Origin of the sequence: Hwanghaeella sp. LZ110 (assembly GCF_048892525.1) — a bacterium.
Taxonomy (GTDB): Bacteria; Pseudomonadota; Alphaproteobacteria; order UBA8366; family Aestuariispiraceae; genus Pacificispira.
Genome location: NZ_JBLZHT010000001.1, coordinates 544,847 through 565,842, shown reverse-complemented (window position 1 = coordinate 565,842; position 20,996 = coordinate 544,847). Strand labels below are relative to the sequence as shown.

Here is a 20,996-nt window from a genome sequence, read left to right as displayed (position 1 = left end):
TGGGACGGAAACCTTGGCAATTCGGGGCCGGACTGCCTAACATTCAGATATTAAGTATCCCAACCGACAGCAAAATCGGAGATCCCATCGTGAGCCAATCCATCCTATCCGACAAAGAACTGGCACAATTTCAGGAAAAGGGATGGATTGTGCCGAAATGGGAACTGCCCCAGTCCCTGATCGCGGACATGCGCCAAGAATATGCCACACTTTTGGAGCGCAACAGTCATCTAAAGTCAGATATCATGATGGCCCCGCACCAAACCAATGGCGGATCTATGGGGGTTGTCGGATCCAAGAAGTGGCTGGAATTTGCAACCCATCCAGAATTGATCAAAATTGCGCAACAGTTGATCGGTGACGATATCATCCTGTGGGGTACAACAATCTTTGGTAAGCCGGCATTCAGCGGCAAGGAAACCCCATGGCATCAGGACGGGGAATACTATCCTATCAAACCCCTTGAGGTTTTGACCGTCTGGATTCCCCTGGACGATGTAACCCCGGAAAATGGCCCGATGGAATTCATTCCCGGCTCTCACAAGGCCCACAAGCTCTATAGTCATTCCTGGATTGAGGGGGAGAACAAAACCATCAACCTGACATGTGACCCTGAACACTATGACGTTGCCACAGCAGAGCCATTATTGCTGCGCGCCGGGCAGGTTTCATTTCATGATGTGTATATGATCCATGGATCGAAACCCAACACCACAGATAAGCGCCGCGCAGCCTTTATCGTGCGCCTAATGCCTGCAACCAGCTTTTATGATCATGCGCTGGGCGCAGAAACCGGTAAGAAGCATCCCGCCCAGGGATATGGCGTTCGTCCGCTGTATCTGGTCAGCGGTACCGATAAGGCAAACAATAACTTCAGTATCGGTCACTGATTCCCACGGCGTTACAGGTCTTGGCGTCATAACCGGGAAATGTCTGGCGCTTTACCAATATCCCGGCCTCCTCAGGGGCCCCCAACGCCATCATGCAGGCAATCCTGACCAGATCATCCAATTGCTTTTGGGAACGCCGAAGGCGATTGGTTACAATCAAGCCGTCAAACGTCAAAATGACAAATTGGGAAAACTCTGTATTGCGCCCCAACAAGGCGCGGCGGTCTGCGGGAATACAATCCTGCAACATATCATTCAGTCGATCTTCCAGATATAAAGCCGCATTCTGGCTTTCGACATCGCCCGGCGAAGACATCGCGACGCCATGCACAAAATTCGCGGCAAGATTAAAGTTGGCCGCGGGAATGTTCCCCCATAATGCGTATAGAATATGTTCCAGCTTGCTTCTGGGATCTGTAATTTTCTGGATTTCCCTTTCCAGCTTATCCATTTGTGCAACCAGCCAAGGCTGCAGAACCGCCCAGAACAGATTTAGCTTTGAGGGGAAATAAACATACAGGCTGGCGGGAGAAACGCCCGCTTCACGGGCAATATCCACAAGCGACGTCGCAGCATAATCCTTTTGAGAGAACAGATCAAAAGCGGCCCGCATAATGGCGTCCCGTACGATTGCTTTCTTAACCTGTGCCATTCCTGTGTCCTCCATCATCACGTGACTCAAGATGAACCAACCGCACCGATACCATGAGTGGCGCGGCGTTAACGGCGTGTGCTTTCTTCATCCGGCTCTTCATTCAGGGCCCGCCATGCATCACCATCCAGATCGGTATATTGACCGGATTTCAGGGACCAAAGGAATGCCAGAAGGCCGATCAGGCCCAGCACCAAAGCGGCAGGTATCAGGATCACAAGGATGCTCAACCGACCTCTCCCGCAATCTCAGTGGAAACACGCGCCCCTGGGTGAGGATGTCCGACAGACACTTCGCGGGGGGATTTACCGCGCACTGATGGCAGATTCAGGCGCAATGCATTGGCGATCACCAGACAGGAAGAGGCCGACATCGCAATCGCGGCAACCAACGGCGTGGCAAATCCGGCAACAGCCACCGGAACCGCGATCAGATTGTACACCACCGCCAGTCCAAAATTCTGATAAATCAATGTGCGGGCCTGGCGCGAAATTGTAATCGCCATTCGCACCGCATCCAGGCTGTTGGACAGAAAGACAAATCCAGATGCACGCCGCCCGACATCTGATGCCGTAGAGGGCGCAATGGATGCGTCGGCCGCATTCAGCGCCGGTGCGTCATTGATGCCATCACCCACCATCAACACATGATACCCGTGTGATTGCAGTGCTTGAATCCGCTCAATCTTGTCGGCGGGGCTCATCCCCGCCTGAGCCTGAGAAATATCCAGAGTGTCGGCAATAAGCGCCACCTTGGCAGCAGAGTCACCAGACATCACTTCTGGCGCGAAACCCCGGTCGCGCAGCCAAGCGACGGTTTCCAGCGCACTGTCCCGGATTGTTTCATCGAAATAGTACAGATCCAGGGCGCATCCATCGCGGCTGAATACAACGCTGTCCTGACCGTCGTCCATTCTGTCCTTCAAGGCCCAGGATGCCTTCCCCAGACGATAGCGGCTGCCATCGCATTCCGCTTCTATGCCTTTGCCTGGTTCTTCCCGCACGCTTTCCCACGGTTCCTGTTCCACAACCAGCGACCGGTCTTCGCAGGCGGCCACCAATGCCCGTGAGTAAGGATGCCGACTGACCATTGCCAAAGATCCTGCACGGCGCAGTACTTTAGGATTATGGCGCTCTGCCTGGCGAAGGGCCGGGTTCCCCGTTGTCAACGTGCCGGTCTTATCGAACAGAACCTTATCGACCTGCGCCATTTTCTCCAGGGCTGCCCCGTCGCTGAGCAAAATTCCCTGTCGCGCCAACCGACCGGCGGCGACGACCTGCACAATCGGCACAGCAAGGCCCAAGGCGCAAGGGCAGGTAATGATCAGCACGGCAATGGCTGTAAAGATAGCGTGATGCCAGTCACCCGTTGCAATGACCCAGCCGATGAATGTCAGCAAGGCGGCCAGATGCACGGTGGGTGCATAAATCGCCGCAGCCCTGTCGGAAATACGCCGGAACCTTGGCTTTGCGCTTTCCGCGGCTTCCAACATAGAAACCATTTCAGCCAGAAAGGATTGCCGTGCAAGGCGTGTGGCCCGCAAGATAACCGGTGCCCCAACCGCAAGGGCGCCGGCGGGAAAGGCTTTGCCTGGTTTCGCGGCAACTGGATCACTTTCCCCGGTCGCAATCGCACAATCCACCTCGCCGTCCCCACTGACAACGATACCGTCAACCGGCAGGTATTGACCGGGGGCGACAAACAAGATCATACCTGGTACCACTGCATCCAATGGCACCCAATCGCGGCTTCCATCCTCTGCGATCACGGTCGCGCCGCTGGGTGCCATACGCCCCAAACTGGCAACAGCACCGCGCGCCCGTTCACGCATCACATGGTCCAGCACACGCCCGATCAACAAGAAGAACAGCAATGTTATCGACGCATCGAAATAGGCATTTTCGCCATGATTGGAAGTCTCATACACACTCATCCCCAGTGCCAGTATGACGGCCAGAGAGATCGGAACATCCATCGTCAAATGTCCGGCCTTTAGTGCACGCAGCGCTGGCCGAAAGAAGGGCTGACCGGCATATCCAACGGCTGGAATGGCGATCAGGGCCGAAATCCAGTGAAACATGTCCCGGGTCGGACCTTCCGCCCCGGACCAGATGGAGACGGATAACAACATGACATTGGCCGCAGCAAATCCAGCAACGCCCAGGGACAGCAACAACCGACTGAGCGTATTATCCTTGCGCGCCGTTGATCCGTCATCCAAATGCGCCTGGTATCCCAGCCCTGCCAGCGCATCGAAAACCGCATCAGGATCCGCGTCCTGCCGCGTCCAATGGACAACGACCCGTTTGGCCGACAGATTGACCCTAGCATGTTTGACACAGGGCAGCGCCCCCATTGCCTTTTCAATGGCCGCCAGACAACCGCCACAATGCATGTCAGGGACGAAAATATGGGTTTCCAGCAAGCCATCCCCGACATTGGTGCTGGCAAACAAGACCTCATCCCGGGACGGGTAGCCGTCGGACCTGCCCGATGGGTTTTGTTGGGATATCTGCGTAGGGACACAACAACTCATTACTGCGATGCTCCGACATCCGTATTCTTGACGGTGAAGCGATAGCGTTTCATCCAATCGGCCTGACCCGGGATTTCGACCCGCACATCCGCGGCCCAAACCCCCATAGCCAATTCATGCCTTAGGGTGAATTGACCGTCAGGCGTGGTCACAAGACGGACCTCATGATCCTGTTGTTCCGCCACCGGACGACGCAAAACAACATGCACTGTTTCACCTTTTACCGGCGTGCCAGCGGCGTCGGTCAATCGCAGGGTCAGAATACCGTTTTTATAGGTGAACTCATCTGACCACCCCAGGCTGGCTTGCTTTCTCTCGTTGGCCAGATGCTCATTGAAATGCTGGCTGGCGACATAGGAATTTTTAACCACCAACCCGGTCCAACTGTTACTGGCAAAATAAGCCAGGGTCAGATTCACAATAATGGTGACACCGAAGAACACCACCAGCACCCCCAGCATATGCCAACCCGTAAAGTGTCGCGATTTCAGGGTCAGTGTCGTCATTTTATCGGTCTCCTGCTTCGAAGCGTGCTTCATATTCGGCCCGTTCAGACCCGAAGATATCCTGTGCGATGAATTCAAAACCAATTACAGGGTCCGTCAGTAGTTCCGGTTTCACCCGTATATAGACCCGCTGGCTTTTCAATGTGTCTGGTTCAACATCGATATAAAACACATCCACCGTATGACCCGATGTGCCAGGAAGGGACATTTCGGCACCTGGCAATCCTGACAGGGTAACCCGCACAGTGCGGGGTTCCGGCATCATGTTCAGAATTTTCAGGGTATAGCCGTTTCGGATATCCCCATTGGCCAAAGTCACGAATAACGGGTTGCGATCATGCAGAACGTTCATTTCCAACCGGCCCCGATTGGCAACATGATACGACATCGCCAAACCGATCATGGCCCAGACGACGAAATAAGCGATTGTCCTGGGGCGCAGGATAGAGCGGATATTTGTGTGCTTCACAGAATCCGACAAACGCCCATCCGCCTTGCGAACGCGTTCCGGCTGAATGGCATTGTGACCATCGGGCATCGCCATGCGCATATTGTGATTGTAATCCGCCAGCGTTGCATAGGATATCAGGCCCCGTTCCCGACCGACCTTATCCATGACAGAGTTACAGGCATCGATACACAAGGCACAGGTGATGCATTCCAACTGCTGCCCATCGCGAATGTCGATCCCCATCGGACAGACGGCGACACAGGCATTGCAATCAACGCAATCGCCAATTGATTTCCCTTCCTCCGCCGACCGTTTTTGGTGGCGTGACCGGGGTTCACCGCGCCAATTGTTATAGGTGACGGTTAAGGAATGTTCATCCAGCATTGCCCCCTGAATGCGCGGCCAGGGGCACATATAAGTGCAGACCTGTTCCCGCATCAGGCCACCTAAAACATAGGTCGTGGCGGTCAGAATACCGACTGTCATATAGGCGACTTGCGGGGCTTCCCCAGCAAGGAACTCCATTGCCAGGGTCGGTGCATCGGCGAAATAGAAAATCCAGGCACCCCCGGTCGAAACCGCGATCAAAAGCCAGATAGAATGCTTTGTTGCCCGTTTCAGAAGCTTTGAAGCGGATAAGGGTTCTTTATCCAATTTGATGCGCTTGTTGCGATCACCCTCAACAGCGCGTTCGACAACCAGAAACAGATCAACCCAGACGGTCTGGGGACAGGTATAGCCGCACCAGGCGCGCCCGACCGACGATGTCACCAGGAACAACCCGATCCCTGCCATCACCAACATGCCGGCGACGTAGTAAAATTCCTGCGGCCAAATCTCAATGAAGAAGAAGTAAAAACGGCGGTTCGCCAGATCGATCAAAACCGCCTGATCCGGCGCATAATCCCCCCGATCCCAACGCAGCCAGGGGGTTACATAGTAAATTCCCAACGTGATCGCCATGACGAACCACTTAAACCGCCGGAAGGTGCCTTCCGCCCGCTTGGGATGAATTTTCTTGCGGGCGGTGTAAAGCGGCTGTTGCTTGTCGCGCCGATTTACCGGTTCGACATCATGAATAGGCGCAAGTGGTTCACCAGACATACTCATAAAATCATTCACCCCCACCCAGGGAATGAACATAGACGCTGAGCTTCTTGACTGTCACATCGCCCAAACGTTCCATCCAGGCAGGCATAACGCCATGCTTAGGCTGTTGGATTTGCGATGCGATGGCATCGGTATCAGAGCCATACAGCCAGACCGCATCGGACAGGTTGGGCGCCCCCAAATCCTGGTTTCCCTCTCCGGCTTCTCCATGACAGGCCGCACAGTTATCCGCAAAAAGCGTTACCGCCGCCTCCGCAGAGGCCGCATCATGGTCCTGGCCGGACAAGGATCGAACATAATTCGCCAGATCCCGGATCTCCGCCGCCGACAGAATTCCATCACGACCAAAGGCGGGCATTTCAGACAGGCGCGTGTCCTCGTCCTGATCATAACGAACACCATGGGCGATGGTGGTATAGATCTGATCGACCGATCCTCCCCATAGCCAGGCATCATCATTCAGGTTGGGATAGCCGACAAATCCCTGTGCGCCCGACCCATGACATTGCGAGCAATAGACCTTGAAAGCCGATGCGCCACCCGCAATCGCGAAACGCTCAAGCTCCTCGTTATTCGCAATTTCCGTGACATCAATGGATGCTAATTGTGCAACAAGCTGGCTGTTGGCGTCAGTTGCCGCCTGCAATTCCGCCGCCACTTCTGCACGACTGGAATATCCACTGATACCCTTCGTGGCCTCATTGACCAGAGGAATCGAGGGATAATAAATCGCATAGCCAATTGCAAAAACGATACAGCCATAGAAGGTCCATAACCACCAGCGTGGCAACGGATTGTTCAATTCCTGTATGCCGTCCCAAACATGACCTGTGGTTTCAACGCCACTGATCTCGTCAATATTTTTCTTGTCATCGCCCATCGCTTAATCGTCCTTCAAGGGAATGTTTGCGGCCTCATCTGCCTTCTTCTTGCCGGTTGGCCAGAATGTGTAGGTCAGGATGCCAACGAACAGGACAAACAGGTACACAAGGCCCCAGCTATCCGCGAAATGTCGAAACTCATTGTAATCCATAGCCCCCTCCTTCAGCGGTAGTTCTGGTCGGCCTGGTATGTCGAGAAATCGACCAACGTGCCCAGCATTTGAAGATAGGCAATCAGCGCATCCATCTCCGTAACCCGGTCTGGATTGCCGTCGAAGTCACCGACCACAGCCTTGGGATATCGCGCCTGAACGCCATCCCAGTCGCCATCGGGAGTCGCCTGTGCATACAGGTCTGCCGTGGCATTCTCGATCATCTCCTCGGTATAAGGCACGCCGACCATCTGGTTTGCTTTCAGGCTGTCGGCTGTCAGATCGGATTTCAGATCATTGTCCAACAGGAAGCCATATTTCGGCATCACCGATTCCGGCACGACAGAGCGCGGATCGGTCAAATGCTGAACATGCCAATCATTGGAGTAACGCCCACCAACCCGGGCCAAATCCGGCCCGGTTCGTTTGGAACCCCACTGGAACGGGTGGTCATACATAGATTCCGCCGCCAGTGAGTAATTGCCGTAACGCTCCACCTCGTCCCGGAAAGGGCGGATCATCTGGGAATGGCACAGATAGCACCCTTCCCGGACATAAACGTCGCGTCCTTTCAGTTCCAGGGGAGAGTATGGTCGCACGCCCTCCACTTTCTCGATCGTATTGTCGAGATAGAACAATGGGGCAATTTCAACGATCCCACCCACTGTGACCACCAGAAAGGAGAACACAAGCAACAGAGAAGCGTTAGTTTCCAGTTTTGTATGTTTATCCAGTATAGACATCTCTGGTTTCTCCTATTCCGCTGGCTGCGGCGCGAGGGAAACGAGCGGACGCTCGTCCCGCACCCGACCACGGATGGTCTGATAGATATTGTAGGCCATGATCAGGGCACCCAGGAGATACAGGCCCCCTCCCAGCACCCGCAGCGCATAGTAGGGATGCATCGCAGCGACTGTTTCTGCGAAGGAATAGACCAGGAAGCCCTGTTCATCATATTCCCGCCACATCAGGCCCTGAGTGATGCCCGAAACCCACATTACAGACGCGTAAACAACGATGCCCAGCGTCGCCAACCAGAAGTGCCAGTTGACCATGCGCAAGGAATACAGCTGTGTGCGGCCCCACAGTCTGGGCACCAGGAAGTACACAGCCGCGAAGGAGATCATGCCGACCCACCCCAAAGCACCTGAATGCACGTGACCAATGGTCCAATCCGTATAGTGGCTTAAAGAGTTGATTGATTTGATCGACATCATCGGCCCCTCAAAGGTCGACATGCCATAGAAAGCCAACGCCATGACCATCATCCGGATCAGCGGATCGGTACGCACCTTGTCCCAGGCACCAGACAGCGTCATCAGGCCGTTAATCATACCGCCCCAGGACGGCATCCACAGCATGATTGAAAACACCATCCCCAGGGTCTGCGCCCAATCCGGCAGCGCGGTATAATGCAAATGGTGCGGACCGGCCCAGATATACAGGAAGATCAGCGACCAAAAGTGCACGATCGACAAACGATAGGAATAGACCGGGCGACCTGCCTGTTTTGGCATGAAATAATACATCATGCCCAGAAAGCCTGCTGTCAGGAAAAAGCCGACCGCATTGTGACCATACCACCATTGGGTCAGCGCATCCTGCACTCCGGCAAAGGCGGAATAGCTTTTCGATCCCATCAAAGAGACCGGAACCGCCAGATTGTTGACAATATGCAACATCGCCACAGTGACAATGAACGAAAGATAGAACCAGTTGGCGACATAGATATGAGATTCGCGCCGGGTCATGATTGTACCCAGAAAGACCACCAGATAGGCGACCCAGACAACAGTCAGCCACAGATCCACATACCATTCAGGCTCAGCATATTCTTTGGATTGTGTTACCCCCATCACATAACCGGTCGCGGCCAGTACGATGAACAGCTGATAGCCCCAGAACACGAACCAGGCGAGGTCCCCGCCAAACAGCTTTTGGCGCGACGTGCGCTGAACCACCCAGAAACTGGTGCAGATCAGGGCATTCCCACCAAAGGCAAAAATGACAGCGGAGGTGTGCAAGGGGCGCAACCGCCCAAAATTCAGATAAGGTTCAAAATTCAGGTCCGGCCAGGCCAATTGAGCGGCGATGACAATGCCGACCAGAAAGCCAACGATACCCCAGAACAGGGTCGCGATGACACCATAGCGGATCGGCCCATCGATATAGTTAGGCGGTGCATCTTCTGCACCCCGAAGCGGTATTGCCCCCGCATCGGTCGAAACCGACAGAGGCGCACGGTTCAGAAGGAAAAACGCCGAAGCGGTCAGGACAAAAAACAGGATACCGGAATGCGCCCGGAATAAGTCGTCCCGCCCTAACGCCGCCCCGACCAAGGCTAAAACCGCAGCAACGGCTAATGCGATCACGGTTGCAGTATATTTCATATCTCTCACCCTTTTGCGGTAATCAGGCCAACACCGATGCCGACCAGCCCCGCCGCGATAAACTGAGGCTATCCAACATTTCGATTATGCAGCGCCGGAGATGGCGCGACCTTGATCTGGATCAACGTAAAAGAACTTTCTGGCGTTCATTCTGGTCGCTGTTTAGAGAGAAGGTCACTGTATCAAGTGACTGAGAATGCAGGGACAGGGATACCTGAAAGATGTCGCTAACAGACTCAACCGTAATCCAATTGAAACTGGCACAAATAGAGGGGGAAGAGTCCGCCCCGTCTGCCTGTCTGACGGCCATGCGCGTCTATCACGATTTGCTGTTATCGATGTGTGATCGCCTGGAATGCATTGCTGATACCCTGCCGGTTCCGCTGAACACCGCAGAATGTCAGGTCGTCACACAGGATCTTCTGCCATCCATGACGGCATCCCATCACTTCGAAGAAAACAGATTTTTTCGGGACGCTCGCCTTATCCTGAACGGCGGCCGCGCCCTGGACGATGCCATCGCGCGGCTTTGTGAAGAGCACCGGGAGGACCAGTTCTTTGCAGAGGAAATTTGCGAGGAAATGCGCAGTCTGATTACGGGCGGCAATCAGAGGAATGCGGAAGTTACGGGTTATATGCTTCGGGGATTTTTCGGACAAATGCGTCGCCACATCGCATTTGAACGCGACTTCTTATACATTCCCATGACCCAAAAACTGGTCAACCTTTAAGTCAATTGCCAGATATTTCCCGCAAGCGACTTAGATCCGGTATGATTATATGTCGATTGTTTTCGACCCGGATGACGTCTGCTTTACGCATTTTGGTCAATTGACGGCTGACAGTCTCTATCGTCAGCCCCAGAAAATCCGCAATATCTGTGCGTGTCAGGGGCAGATCAAACGTCACCTCGGTGGCGGCGCGTATGTCAATGGTCGGATCAATATGTCGGGCGATCAGATACAGGAAACTGGCCAGCTTCTCTTCCGCAGATTTCCGGCCCAATGTCAGCATCAGGTCCCGCGCCTCGTCCAGTTCTCCCAGGGCCTGACGCAGCAACCGCCGCTCCAACTCAGGTTGTTCCTTCAACATGGCCTCGATGGTATTTTTGGGGAAATAGCACAAAGTAACATTCGATGCCGCTTCGGCACATACCTGGCTTTCAGCATGAAACGGGCGACCTACGAAGTCGGGGGCAAATTGCAGCCCGACGATCTGCTGGCGACCATCGGCCATGGTTTTGCTGAGCTTTACCACTCCATTCAATAGATTTGCGTAGCTTTTCACCGGCTCTTCTTCTGTCACCAGAATAGTTTTGGCCGGGTGCTGCCTGATCGTCGTGTGCCGACTAAGCCGCGTCAGTTCATCAGGAGTCATGGCGCCGCATACACCTTTATGGCGCGCCTCACAGGCCTGACACAGCACTGGCACCGATGAATTATGTATATCCAGGCGTTCTTGATCTGCCATTACACCGCCGCTTTTGTGCTATGAACTCTAACACGAAGCATAATGAAACACCCGCCACAGCTATACAATCCTTGTGATCAGCGACCCCGCTTCAGGGCAAAGGAACAACGCCGACCTGGTGGGACCTTGCATTTCAGGCCTCCAACAGATCGGCGATAAGTCGCTCAGAATCAATCCTTAATAAACACTGCTGCGGGCAGTAATTGCGTTCTGCAAATTCTCGATCCAACCGTTGTAATTAGTATGAATCGTTGTGCCGTCATATTTCAGATTGGTGCTGTCCTTGTAGTGGATGCTGTAGCGTTCCACATCGAAATTAATGTCGATTACGGCCAAATGTGACCGGATCGGCAAACGGCCCAGAATATGCCCCGGGCCTTGTTCCTGCATCTGCCAACCCAGGCTGGAACCTGCGCTGCTTATCATTTTAGCAGCGGCGTCAAGAGAGGGGGCCGTTGTTGTAAAGGTATCATTTTCAACATTGTAAACGGGGGCCGTTCGGCACGCTGCTAAGGTGCCAGCGAATGCCAGAACCAGTAAAAATCGGATAATGGTACGAGGCATACTTTCCTCCTGTTTTTTTTAATTTGCGAATTTTATCAGTGCGCGTGAACTTGAAATAATTGCCCCTGTCTTACAAGGGGCATTATCCCAAGCGTAACACTCATACCTCTGGCTTCAGGGACCGATACAGCCCATACGGGTTCATACCACGGCGAATCAATGCCCAGGCAACCATCACCACTATCCGGGTGATATCCCGCACCGGCTTAAAGTGGCTAGGGCGAAACACCTCACCGTCATACAGCGCCGGTATTGGTACTGAAATGCTGGGGAAACCCTTATGCGCCGCGGCAATCAGCAATTCGCTTTCGAACACAAATCCGCTGCTGCGCAGCCTGGAAAAATCCATCATGTGCAACAGCGTGATCGGATAGTACCGGAATCCGCTCTGTGAATCCGATATCCGATGGCCTGCGGCCCAGGATATCCAGAAATTCGCGATGCGATTGGCCCGTAGGCGCGATTTAGGGAAATTCTCGGGCTGATGCAGGCGCGATCCGATCACAATCCGATTGCCAGCCACGAACCCTGCTTCTGAAATCTTGCCGATATCCCCCCATTGATGTTGCCCGTCACCATCCAGGGTTACGACGCCCCGGACGCCCAGGGTCATGGCATAGTGAAAACCAGTGATCAAAGCCGCCGCCTTCCCTTGATTTTCTGACAAACGCAGCACGACAACATCCAGTTGTTCCGCAATCAGGGCGGTGTCATCCTGGGATCCATCGTCCACGACAATCACATGCGGCGTCATGCGCCGCGCGCCTGTCGCAACAGCCGCAATTGTTGTGGCTTCGTTATACGCTGGAATAATCACCGCCAGGGCCGAGTTGGGTGCCCACGAGGCTGATTCTAAGGCTAATTCCGTGGCAACGGTCTTAGAGCAACCCATTAAAACCCCTCCCCCTCATCCACTGGGACGGTAGCTGACACAATGTGCAAGTTCAAGTTGATATGCTGGTATCATTCGAATCCAGCATCACGGTGATCTGACCTGACAACAGGCTTCTATGGGGGGCTGAAACAGACTCTTCCTCAATCACGATACGATAGATAAGCGCACCGTTCGACGCCATCAGCCGGATCGCGGAAACCAGCAGGGCACCCTGGTGGTCCGACAGGTATTTGGTATCCACCCGGCAATCCTTAACACTGACCAGATATCCCGCTGCAGATTGGCCCATCAACGCACCATGAACCGCCGCAGCCTGCGCGCCGTATTCTACGCCAGCGATGGCAGGAAGCGTGTCCCTTCTGCGCAATGGATTACCCAAAGAAAGATGGGAAGTCGTGCGGCATTGGACCCCCGTCGCATCCCAGTGCAAAACCTCCTGCAGCAGCACCATCGCCCCGGCATGGGGGATCAGATCCGCGATTGATGTACGGGGAGCATCCATCAGGAAACCTCAACATCCAGAAAATACCCAGATCCCGCTTCCACCACGATACGGGTTGGTGCGATAAATCCTTCCAGCAACGGTATTGCTTTAGCAGGCGGACAATCCTTCCATAAGGTGCGAACATCATCATTGCGGGGCGGGGTAGCGTCCTGCGCCTGACTGTATGTCACCTCCAGGCATGGCCCCAGCCCGGTATCATGATCCGGAGTAAGGACCAGCGCGACACCGAAGGGCGCACCTATCGGGCGCGTCGCATTCAATGGATCTGGAAACGGATAATCAACCGCAACCAGAATAGTGGGTCGTTTGTCCTGCGATACTGTTAACATCGCCTTTAACAATCCCGCACCAAAAGTGTAATCCCCCGCTGCCAGGCTGGTCGATGCCGCATAATTACCAACGCCGATACTCCAATATCCAGCCATCGCATTATGGACTGAGTTGTGGAACTGTGTCGGGGATACAGCTTTTTCAGGGGATGACAGCGCGGTCAGAATAGCATGTGCGACCTGGCCATCGCCCAGGGCACTGGCGAAAACACAATCCATATCCGCCCCGGATAGTCTGGCATCGTCACAAGCGGCCTGTGCAACACTCAGCGCCAGGCGCACCAGGGGGCTGGCCCGGCGGCGTTCATTCGGCGGCAGGACCATCGCCTTGGGCGGCACCAGGGGCTGCGCCTGCCAGCTTTGCGCACCAGACAGGATCGCCCGTGTTTCTGCCCAGGATCCAAAACCAGCGCCCAGTACCGCTATTCCCGCAACCCGCGCTTTCATACTGCCGCCTCCTGGCGACTGAAAATCAGGCTGCAATTGTTCCCACCAAAGCCAAAATTATTCGTCATGACATGGGTCAGCGGCCTTTCCTGACTGACGCGAACAAGGTTGCAACGGGACCGCGCATCGGGCTCTCGCATGTTCAGGTTACCGGGTATAAGACCGGCCTGTAAGCAGATCAGGGCAATCACAGCTTCGGTCCCACCCGCAGCCCCCAATGTGTGGCCAGTCCAGCCCTTAGTCGAACTGCAGGGCACATCCTGACCCAGAACAGCGGCGATGGCGGCATCTTCTATCCTGTCATTTTGGGCACTGCCGGTTCCGTGCATGTTGATGTAGCTGATCTGATCCGGTGCCAATCCCGCCCTGTCCAAAGCTTGTTGCATCGCCAGCCGCGCCCCCAAACCCTCTGGATGCGGCGAGGACATATGATAGGCATCCGAACTTTCCCCGTACCCGCTCAAGACGATATTTGCGCCAGGGCCTGTGCTTTCCTTTTCCAACAGAATGAAGCAAGCGGCCTCCCCAATACAAATACCCTTGCGGGCCCGATCATTCGGGCGGCACGGTTCCGGAGAGAGGAGTTGCAAGGCATTGAACCCCCGCAACGATGTCTCGCACAGGCTGTCGACCCCTCCGACGACGACCGCGTCACACAAACCAGCCGAAATCAACTGCGCCGCATCCACAAATGTCTTTGCACTGGAAGAACAGGCTGTTGAAATCGTGAAATGCGGCCCTTTCAGCGCCAGTCTTTCGCGAACATAATCGCTGAGTGACGCCAATTCGTGGGTGGTACGAAAATTGAAATCCTGAGGCAGGGTGCCATCATCCCGCTTGTTCTGATACGCGGATTCCGCACTGGCGATACCCGATGTGCTGGTCCCCAACAAAACACCGACCCGTGCCGCACCATAGTCCTGTCTGGCACGAGCGACCTGTTCCAGAAAACCTGGTTGCCCCAAAGCCTGTTCCGCAAGCCGGTTGTTGCGACAGTCATACTGCGACAACGCATTGGGCAGCGTGACATCTTCCACCCCATCGACCTGTCCCACAAAGGTATCCAGATCCGGCAGACAACCGTTCAGGCGACGCAATCCCCCCCTATTGTGCCTCAACGCCTGCAGCAACCCACCCACACCTAACCGGATCGCAGTAACGCAGCTATAGGCGGTTACAAAGGGTGATAACGTTCTCACAACTGAATCCTTATTACTCTGCGCAAAGCACGGTCAACAGGTAACTCAAACCAGTGCCCAGGGCCACGGTCATGCCCATTGCGGATAGAACCGGGATGCTGGACGTGGAAAGAATGCCAAAAACTGTCACGGTCGTAATGCAACACAATGTGACAGAACGAAAACCAAAGACCGCCGTTGCTTGGGCGGACTCGGTTCGCGCATGCAGGGCGTCGAGATTGCGATATGCGGGGAAAAACAAGCTGTAATCAACCCCTACACTGGCGATTAACAAAAAAGCCAATATGTGGAACAGATTTAGCGGCACATTAAAAGCCAGCAACAAGGTTGCTGTCAGAACCACCGCCCCAAAAGGCGGCACCGCGACCCGCAAGATCTTCCGTACATTGCGCAACCCGATTATCAGGATCATAAGGCCAATGCCCAGGCCAGCCACTAACAGGGTGACTGCCTGTTCGCGATAATCAGCAATGATTTGACCGGCGACCTGCATCAAATCAATCAGGTCCTGCGTCAAGCGAGGGTCCTGCAATTGAATGGGGGCGGATAGTGCGATGACACCCGCATATCCGCCCGACACAGGCCAGGGCGCCAAAAAGAACGGCCCCAGCGGGCTGTTCGCCAAAGCATCCGCATCTAATGTCTGCATGCTTTTCTGATCAAGCACATCATTGAGGAAAGGACCAAATGTCGCCGTAGAAACAGGCAAGGATCGCGTTGCCGTTTCCAGCCGCGCCATCAGGTCGCGCCGACCCGGCAAGATAGCCTGCCTTGCATGTTGTGCCGCCTGTGTAGGCAGGATCGTCGCGGCTGCAAAATATCGCCCCAACTGACCATTCGCGACGGCCTTATCCAATAGGGGCAGCAATGTCGCCTGACGTTCCAGAACCGATTGTGTATCCGGTCCTTCGATCAGCAGCATCTGCCGTACGTCGGGAAGTTTGAAACTGTGGCGAAGGTCTGCATCCAATTTACGCTCTTCCTGTTGCGCAACATTCAGGCGGGACAGATCCATCTCCCAGATTGGGGTGGTGGATTGCACCGCAAAGCCAACGGCCAGAATGAACAGGACACCAACAGCAATTCGAGCCCTGCTACGCAAATGTGGTCTTAGGCACAGCCAGCGCCAAATCGCCTGCATGTATCCAGGGTCCGGAGAGCACGCGCGATTTCCCACCAGATAAGGCAGGAAAACAAGGCTGCACAACAAGGCCGTAACCACCCCGACAGCGGCCAATGTGCCAATCTGGGCAAGACCGGGGAAGCTGGACCGGGTTAATGCCAAAAGCCCGACTGCCGTGGTTCCGGCCCCGATAATCATTGGGCGTGAAATACGACGTGCAACCGCGCGGGCAGTATCCCCCGGCTGCCGCAACCCCATCAAGTGTATGGGAAAATCAACGGCCACCCCGCTGAGGACTGCCCCAAAGGTCAGGGCGACCCCATGCACCGATCCAAAAAGTGCCTGGGTCACCAAAGCGCCCACCAGGATCCCCAGGCACACAGGCACGCCCGCCAGTAGAACAGGGCCAAGACTGCGGAATGCTGCGAGCAGGATAATCACAACCGCCCCGCCAGCCAGACTGGTCAGCACGGTCATATCCCCTTGAATACGCTGGCTGGCGCGCAGGCCAAACAGACCCGGTCCACTGGCTTCCCAGGTAAGACCTGCCTGTTCCACCGCCTGCCCAATTGCATCCTGGGCCACGGCCTGGGCCGACAAATCCCCAGCCGACGCGTGCAGCCGGGCCAGGATCAGCGCCCGCCCCTCCGCGTCCTGCCAAATTCCCGCCACACGATCTGACCCTTCCTGCCATTGCAGGCCGGATACGACCTGTCGCAAGCGCCCTGTCGGGTCCCTGGGAAAAAGATCCCGGAAGGCCCAGCCGGTAACAGTTGAAAGGCGGTTGATGCTGTCGGTAATGGATTCTTGTAGTCCACGGGTGGAAAAGGCAGATGGCGCAATGTCTGGTCCCAAAAGATATCGATGCGCCAACAGAAAAGCCTGAATATCCGGAGAGAGGAACGGGCGACCATTCTGCACCTGCACAAAGGCCGAATTCTCTCTTAATGCCTTTGTTATCTGGTCGCTGGCCTGCACCAGGTCTTTTGGATTGCTGCCCGTCACCCTGATCATAATAAAACTGCCGGGACGCTGCATCCCGACCGTCAGGGCCTGGGTTTGGGCCGTGCGTTCTGCAGGCAGAAAGAAGGACATATCTGTGACGACACGGACCCAGGATATGGCAAGCAGGGACAGCCCACCCATCACCGCCAGCAGGACGACAAAGGCAACCAACCGGCCCTTGGTAAGATCAGAAATCGGGTTCACGGTACAGAATGCTGCAGCGTCATAATGCTAGTATCCCCGTTTTCCCCCTCAATCTCTATCGTCTCCACAATTCCTTCCGCACCAGCCAGTGTCAGTCCCGGCAGGCTTTTCCGAACAGAATCGTCCAGCGGTACCAAATGCAATTGCCAACCAGAATCAGCACCAGACAGGGTTACATCAAACTGGTTGTCCAAACCGTTCAGATCGCCGGTCAACGTTGCCTTCAGCGCCATCGCCAGGCCTTTAATCAAACCATGATCATTGATATCAAAACGGTGGTGTTCCCCTTCCGCCGTATCAACCTGGACGGTGGTACCGTCAATTACGATACTTTCCTGCATGGGAGAGACAATGTGTTTTTCAATTCGATCGCCCTGACGCAGGACATAGCCTGACAACGTGATCGGCGCATCCAGATAGGAAACCGTCCGTGTTTCCGTAAAAGCCACGCGCCCTTCTGGTGCTTCCGCCAGCGCCTCCCCCAATTGGGTAAGCCCCCAAGCGCCAGGCCAATCCGCATGCAGCGGAGATGCCCCCCCAAAGAACAGGAGCACAAGACATAAAATTTTAAGCCCAAAAATCATAGAAATTGAACCAGTTATAGGGATGGGCACGAACCCAATCTTCCAATGTCCGGACATAGGTATCAACCTCCGTCTGGAAGGCTGTATCACGCTCGCCCGGGCCTGATATATTCCCTTCCGACAAAAGTCTGAATTTTACCTGATAGCGATTGCCACCCAGATAAACGCCGGCGAACATGACAACCGGCGCCTTAGAAACAGCTGCCAGAATCCAGGGAGACACGGGGAAATCAGCCGACTGTCCCAGGAATGGCACCGCGCGGGTCTTACCCTCCATTACAACACGATCCCCTAAAACACCGATCCAGTCACCCTGTTTCAAACATTCATTCACCCGAAGCATACTGCCGGATTGACCCAATGGGATGATCATTTCTTTCAGATGCGGATTCAACGTATGAAGAATTGCCGAAATCCTGCTTTCCGCGCCGACATGCATCAAAACCTTCAGTTTGAATTCGGGGCGACCGATGGCTAGGGCGCGCATGGCATCGAAACTGCCGAAATGTGCGCCCACCAGCACGGCACCGCGACCCTGCATACGCACCGCATCCAAGGCTTCAAGCCCCTGATACTCAACCTGTAAGAGGTCTGACCTGTCTGTCAGGAAGTAAACCCGATCCAGGATTGTTGAGGCAAAGCATAAAAAATGGCGATAGCTGTCCCCGATGCGCGCAGGCCGATCCAGCGCATGGTTCAGAAACGCCTGTGACTGCCTGCGCTGTCGCGGTGCACAAATCAGGAAATACAGCGCAATCGGATGCAATAATAGCCGCGTCGGTCCGCGCCCCACAGTAACCGCCAACCACGCGATGAAACGGATCAGAAACGGGCTGCCCCTTTCCTTACGATACAACCAGTCTTGTATCTTGGCGTTGCGCCCAAACGCGGTCATTGTTGCGCCGCCGCAAGCTTGGCAGTCATAATTTTTCGCACGCCAACCCGACATGTCACTGTAATCTGATTTTGTCCACGAACCACTGTTACATCACAGGGTTCCCCCCCTTTCAGGGTTGAGTAGAAACGAACCGACTGCACCATGCAGGGCACCTCAAAGTTGATCAGATTCAACATGTAATCCAAGGTTACGACACCCGGCACAATCGGATTACCCGGAAAATGTCCGGGCAAGGCGGGATGATCGACTGGAACTGAAAACCGCATACTGGATCTATCTTCTATCAGGCCCTTTAAGGCCTGTGCCTGCACTTTACCCAGACTTGTCCTGGGAATCTGGTCTGTAAAAATGATCCGCCGGGGTACAAAAGCACTGGGTATTTCCCGGCGCAAGGCATGTTGAATATCATGGGCAGACAGGGTCGGCGCAACAACAACCGCAATCGGGCGCGCCGGCGATCCGGGACTTTCCTCTTTGCCCATCGCAAAAACCCCATCCTTCACGCCTGGCAAGGCCGATAGAATAGCGCTTAATCCCGACATGGACGCACGTTTACCCGCGACCTTGATCATGTCCTGTCCCCGCCCCAGCACCTCAAACCCGCCTTGGGTTAATCGCAGGTGATCTTGCAGGGGCACCGGCTTTTTAAAATGGGGTGCATCGACCAAGGCTTCGGATCCCGAGTCTGCCAGGGTCACAACTGTATCGGCACGCACTGTGTAGGATGTTTTCTGGGCGGTATGTCTGGTTGCGATCATGCCTGTTTCAGTGCTGCCAAAGACCTCTATCACCTGTGCGCCACAGGCTGCCTCTGCGGCAATTGCCAATTCTGGAGCCAGCGAGGCTGTCGCCGTCACAATCCGATAAATCTCTGGCAGGGCAATCTTTTGCTCCATTAAGGCCCGTAAATGAAGCGGTGTTGTGATTAGAACACGGCGATTGGTGACAGAATTCAACACCCGCACGATATCTGCCGGATAGAATGGGCGTTCCTCCAGGATCGTCACCCAGGGGCACCCCAAAGGCAGCAATACGGTGGATTCCAGACCAAACATATGTTGACCGGGAACTGTTGAAATCAGCGTTGTGTGGCACGCATCGGGTACGATGGCATCGCGCCAGGCTGCCATTGCCGCCAGGATAAAATTACGACCGTGACAATGCGCAACCGGTCGTCCCGTTGTGCCCGACGTGTACAATATGACCGACGCATCATCGCGCCAAATGATATCAGGTGCGAATTGTGGTGAATCCAAAGACTCCATATCGACGATAACGGGCGCAAATTCGCGATAGTCTGTTTCATTTGGCGCAGATAAAACCGTGGCGCCCGGGTTATCAGCTATTACCATGCGCACCGCCGATGCAGCCTCATCATTTGGCAGGATCACAGCGCGCCCGACCTGTTGTGCAGCGATCAGGCCCACCATCAAATCCCCGACCCGACGAAACAGAGGAATGACTGGACCCGGCGGCAGAGCGTCAATAACCCGCGCCAGGGCATGGGATCGCCGGGCGATGTCATCCCGACTGATCGGGACACCGTCTCTCAGCACGATTGGATGTATGGTCACTGTGCGATCCAGGTATCAGGACGAAGCAGCGTGCGCAGCGTGTGATAGGGGGTATTCTTGCCCAGATGGTGATAGGCGATACCCCGATAGGCATGCTCCAACAAAAAGATACTGGCGGAAAAAACCGGCATTGCGATATTGACTGTCCAGGACCAGACAGGAAGCGGGGCGAACAGTCCTAACAACAGGGACACAACCGTCATGATCGTCAGCATGACGGTCCATATAACAGTCAGTCGCCGCGTATAAGTTTCCAATTCCGGTGGAAGTGTACCGCGGCTCAAGCGACTGAACCGGCGGATCAAGGGTTCGCGTCCGGGCAACAAGCTGCTGCCGAACATCCACGCCAACCAGCCATGGATCAGAACCGGCGGCAGAGCGACGATATTGGCCCAATCCTTCTGACCTTGCAGGATGATACTCTGAAGGACCAACAAGACCATTATGATCCCGATCAGAATGAAAAGTATCCGCCGATCAAACCCAGCCCGGTAGGATAGAAACAAATGTAAAGCCACTGCCACGGTCAGACACGATAAGGCATAAATACCATTGCCAGTTACGATACAGATATGAACACCAACGATCGTCAAAACTGGGATGGCAATCCTCAGAATCGTGGGGCCCATGG

General features: G+C 54.8%; 22 protein-coding genes. 2 read left to right on the top strand and 20 right to left on the bottom strand.

What is annotated here, in order from left to right; genetic code table 11:
* Positions 1–89 precede the first annotated feature (89 nt).
* Positions 90–890 carry a phytanoyl-CoA dioxygenase family protein gene (locus ACOSDM_RS02435; RefSeq protein WP_420722887.1) on the top strand — a complete coding sequence of 267 codons (801 nt, stop codon included), beginning with the start codon at positions 90–92 and terminating at the stop codon, positions 888–890.
* Here the strand turns inward: ACOSDM_RS02435 and ACOSDM_RS02430 are convergent.
* The 9 genes from ACOSDM_RS02430 to ccoN all read right to left on the bottom strand — a co-directional run bounded on the left by ACOSDM_RS02430 (position 874) and on the right by ccoN (position 9,568).
* The gene (locus ACOSDM_RS02430) at positions 874–1,542 is read right to left on the bottom strand and encodes a TetR/AcrR family transcriptional regulator (RefSeq protein ID WP_420722886.1); all 669 of its coding nucleotides are present in this window, start codon (positions 1,540–1,542) and stop codon (positions 874–876) included. The two genes, ACOSDM_RS02435 and ACOSDM_RS02430, sit on opposite strands and share 17 nt — an antisense overlap.
* Before the next feature lie 68 nt (positions 1,543–1,610).
* Positions 1,611–1,772 (bottom strand): cbb3-type cytochrome oxidase assembly protein CcoS, encoded by a 162-nt coding sequence (gene ccoS, locus ACOSDM_RS02425; protein WP_420722885.1) that lies wholly within the window; start codon positions 1,770–1,772, stop codon positions 1,611–1,613.
* Positions 1,769–3,997, bottom strand: a complete 2,229-nt coding sequence (locus ACOSDM_RS02420) for a heavy metal translocating P-type ATPase (protein WP_420722884.1) — start codon at positions 3,995–3,997, stop codon at positions 1,769–1,771. Before ACOSDM_RS02420 ends, ccoS begins: the two co-directional genes overlap by 4 nt.
* Before the next feature lie 80 nt (positions 3,998–4,077).
* Positions 4,078–4,584 carry a FixH family protein gene (locus ACOSDM_RS02415; RefSeq protein ID WP_420722883.1) on the bottom strand — a complete coding sequence of 169 codons (507 nt, stop codon included), beginning with the start codon at positions 4,582–4,584 and terminating at the stop codon, positions 4,078–4,080.
* Position 4,585: 1 nt separating this feature from the next.
* Positions 4,586–6,139 carry a cytochrome c oxidase accessory protein CcoG gene (gene ccoG / locus ACOSDM_RS02410; RefSeq protein ID WP_420722882.1) on the bottom strand — a complete coding sequence of 518 codons (1,554 nt, stop codon included), beginning with the start codon at positions 6,137–6,139 and terminating at the stop codon, positions 4,586–4,588.
* Positions 6,140–6,149: 10 nt separating this feature from the next.
* The gene (ccoP, locus tag ACOSDM_RS02405) at positions 6,150–7,025 is read right to left on the bottom strand and encodes a cytochrome-c oxidase, cbb3-type subunit III (protein WP_420722881.1); all 876 of its coding nucleotides are present in this window, start codon (positions 7,023–7,025) and stop codon (positions 6,150–6,152) included.
* A 3-nt stretch (positions 7,026–7,028) separates the two neighbouring features.
* A complete protein-coding gene (locus ACOSDM_RS02400) occupies positions 7,029–7,178 on the bottom strand; it encodes a cbb3-type cytochrome oxidase subunit 3 (RefSeq protein WP_420722880.1) in 150 nt (49 codons plus the stop codon).
* A gap of 11 nt (positions 7,179–7,189) precedes the next feature.
* Complete coding sequence (ccoO, locus tag ACOSDM_RS02395; protein WP_420722879.1) at positions 7,190–7,921, bottom strand: cytochrome-c oxidase, cbb3-type subunit II; 732 nt, start codon at positions 7,919–7,921, stop codon at positions 7,190–7,192.
* Positions 7,922–7,933: 12 nt separating this feature from the next.
* Entirely contained in the window at positions 7,934–9,568 is a 1,635-nt protein-coding gene (gene ccoN, locus ACOSDM_RS02390; protein ID WP_420722878.1) for a cytochrome-c oxidase, cbb3-type subunit I, read from the bottom strand.
* A 221-nt stretch (positions 9,569–9,789) separates the two neighbouring features.
* On the opposite strand from ccoN, the gene ACOSDM_RS02385 reads away from it, so the two are divergent.
* Positions 9,790–10,299 (top strand): hemerythrin domain-containing protein, encoded by a 510-nt coding sequence (locus ACOSDM_RS02385; RefSeq protein ID WP_420722877.1) that lies wholly within the window; start codon positions 9,790–9,792, stop codon positions 10,297–10,299.
* A 1-nt stretch (position 10,300) separates the two neighbouring features.
* On the opposite strand, the gene ACOSDM_RS02380 is transcribed toward ACOSDM_RS02385, so the two are convergent.
* From ACOSDM_RS02380 to ACOSDM_RS02330, 11 genes are all read right to left on the bottom strand, one after another.
* Positions 10,301–11,038, bottom strand: coding sequence for a Crp/Fnr family transcriptional regulator (locus ACOSDM_RS02380; RefSeq protein WP_420722876.1), 738 nt, complete (start codon positions 11,036–11,038; stop codon positions 10,301–10,303).
* A 177-nt stretch (positions 11,039–11,215) separates the two neighbouring features.
* A complete protein-coding gene (locus ACOSDM_RS02375) occupies positions 11,216–11,602 on the bottom strand; it encodes a hypothetical protein (RefSeq protein WP_420722875.1) in 387 nt (128 codons plus the stop codon).
* A gap of 100 nt (positions 11,603–11,702) precedes the next feature.
* Complete coding sequence (locus tag ACOSDM_RS02370) at positions 11,703–12,494, bottom strand: glycosyltransferase family 2 protein (protein WP_420722874.1); 792 nt, start codon at positions 12,492–12,494, stop codon at positions 11,703–11,705.
* A gap of 52 nt (positions 12,495–12,546) precedes the next feature.
* The gene (locus tag ACOSDM_RS02365; protein ID WP_420722873.1) at positions 12,547–12,999 is read right to left on the bottom strand and encodes a hypothetical protein; all 453 of its coding nucleotides are present in this window, start codon (positions 12,997–12,999) and stop codon (positions 12,547–12,549) included.
* Positions 12,999–13,778 (bottom strand): beta-ketoacyl synthase chain length factor, encoded by a 780-nt coding sequence (locus ACOSDM_RS02360; RefSeq protein ID WP_420722872.1) that lies wholly within the window; start codon positions 13,776–13,778, stop codon positions 12,999–13,001. Before ACOSDM_RS02360 ends, ACOSDM_RS02365 begins: the two co-directional genes overlap by 1 nt.
* Entirely contained in the window at positions 13,775–14,977 is a 1,203-nt protein-coding gene (locus ACOSDM_RS02355; RefSeq protein WP_420722871.1) for a beta-ketoacyl-[acyl-carrier-protein] synthase family protein, read from the bottom strand. The genes ACOSDM_RS02360 and ACOSDM_RS02355 overlap by 4 nt, the downstream gene beginning before the upstream one ends.
* A gap of 13 nt (positions 14,978–14,990) precedes the next feature.
* Complete coding sequence (locus tag ACOSDM_RS02350; RefSeq protein WP_420722870.1) at positions 14,991–17,309, bottom strand: MMPL family transporter; 2,319 nt, start codon at positions 17,307–17,309, stop codon at positions 14,991–14,993.
* Positions 17,306–17,893 (bottom strand): LolA-related protein, encoded by a 588-nt coding sequence (locus ACOSDM_RS02345; RefSeq protein WP_420722869.1) that lies wholly within the window; start codon positions 17,891–17,893, stop codon positions 17,306–17,308. Before ACOSDM_RS02345 ends, ACOSDM_RS02350 begins: the two co-directional genes overlap by 4 nt.
* Positions 17,877–18,788 (bottom strand): hypothetical protein, encoded by a 912-nt coding sequence (locus tag ACOSDM_RS02340; protein WP_420722868.1) that lies wholly within the window; start codon positions 18,786–18,788, stop codon positions 17,877–17,879. Before ACOSDM_RS02340 ends, ACOSDM_RS02345 begins: the two co-directional genes overlap by 17 nt.
* Positions 18,785–20,365, bottom strand: coding sequence for an AMP-binding protein (locus tag ACOSDM_RS02335; protein ID WP_420722867.1), 1,581 nt, complete (start codon positions 20,363–20,365; stop codon positions 18,785–18,787). Before ACOSDM_RS02335 ends, ACOSDM_RS02340 begins: the two co-directional genes overlap by 4 nt.
* Positions 20,362–20,994, bottom strand: coding sequence for a hypothetical protein (locus ACOSDM_RS02330; protein WP_420722866.1), 633 nt, complete (start codon positions 20,992–20,994; stop codon positions 20,362–20,364). The genes ACOSDM_RS02335 and ACOSDM_RS02330 overlap by 4 nt, the downstream gene beginning before the upstream one ends.
* Positions 20,995–20,996 lie beyond the last annotated feature (2 nt).